Genomic DNA, 640 nt, shown 5'->3' with positions numbered 1-640 from the left:
CGGTCTCGGCGGGGCGCGCGGCGACCGTCGGCGCGGTGCGGCTCGGCGGCGGCAGGACGCCGGCCTGACGGGCGGGGGCGATCACCGGCGCGTTCTCGATCGTCGGCGCGGGCTTGGCGCTTGCGGCCTTCGTGAGCGCGGGCTTGCCAACGGCCGATTGGGCGCCCTCGGATTTGGGCGCCGGCGGCATCTGCGCCGCAGGGACGGGCGCGGGGGGGACGATGGCCGCGGTCCGCGGCGCCGGCAGGTCGGGCGAGAGCGCGACGGGCGGCTCGACGGCGGCCGGGGGCTTGGGCGCGACGGAGGGCGCCGGACCGGCCACCGGTCCCGCCGGGTTCTGGGCGGGCGCCGCCTCGGCGGGCGGCAGTGCGATCCGCCGCGGCGCGTCCGCGCCGGGCAGGCTGCCGGTGGCGAGCGCGGGCAGGCCGTCCTTCGTCAGGTCCGGCCAGTCGACGGCGCTCTGCTGCACGGGCAGGCTCCGCACCGGGGCGCCGCGCGATCCGGTCAGGTCCGACATGAGGGCGGAGGCTGCCGCGAAGGCGCCGAGGCCGGCGACCCCGAGGGCGGAGGCCAGCGCGATGCGCCGGAGGGGGCGGCCGGGCGGCACGCTCTGCGCGGCCGTGCGGGGCTGGCGGGTCTC

The 640-nt window shown here is 81.2% G+C and carries 1 protein-coding gene; it reads right to left on the bottom strand.

The features are described from left to right. The coding region (locus AX737_RS34005) for a hypothetical protein (RefSeq protein WP_066918677.1) at positions 1–640 on the bottom strand (640 nt) is incomplete at both ends.

Origin of the sequence: Methylobacterium sp. CCH5-D2, assembly GCF_001556475.1 — a bacterium.
GTDB classification, from domain to species: domain Bacteria; phylum Pseudomonadota; class Alphaproteobacteria; order Rhizobiales; family Beijerinckiaceae; genus Methylobacterium; species Methylobacterium hispanicum.
Note: the sequence above shows the minus strand (reverse complement) of the source record. Positions and strands in the feature narration are given on the sequence as shown.